1 rRNA gene is annotated in these 450 nt (G+C 52.4%); it reads left to right on the top strand.

Going from position 1 to position 450, the window contains the following annotated elements:
- Positions 1–406 (top strand): 16S ribosomal RNA (locus ACL9RG_RS22750); the annotation flags it as partial.
- Positions 407–450: the final 44 nt, after the last annotated feature.

The following is a 450-nucleotide window of genomic DNA, read 5'->3' as shown; positions in this document are numbered from 1 at the left end:
ATGTCGGGAACTCAAAGGAGACTGCCGGTGATAAACCGGAGGAAGGTGGGGATGACGTCAAGTCATCATGGCCCTTACGAGTAGGGCTACACACGTGCTACAATGGCGCATACAAAGAGAAGCGACCTCGCGAGAGCAAGCGGACCTCATAAAGTGCGTCGTAGTCCGGATTGGAGTCTGCAACTCGACTCCATGAAGTCGGAATCGCTAGTAATCGTAGATCAGAATGCTACGGTGAATACGTTCCCGGGCCTTGTACACACCGCCCGTCACACCATGGGAGTGGGTTGCAAAAGAAGTAGGTAGCTTAACCTTCGGGAGGGCGCTTACCACTTTGTGATTCATGACTGGGGTGAAGTCGTAACAAGGTAACCGTAGGGGAACCTGCGGTTGGATCACCTCCTTACCTAGAAGATACGCCTTGTGCAGTGTCCACACAGATTGTCTGAT

The organism is Rouxiella sp. Mn2063 (assembly GCF_049319665.1).
GTDB lineage: Bacteria > Pseudomonadota > Gammaproteobacteria > Enterobacterales > Enterobacteriaceae > JBMOUD01.
Note: the sequence above shows the minus strand (reverse complement) of the source record. Positions and strands in the feature narration are given on the sequence as shown.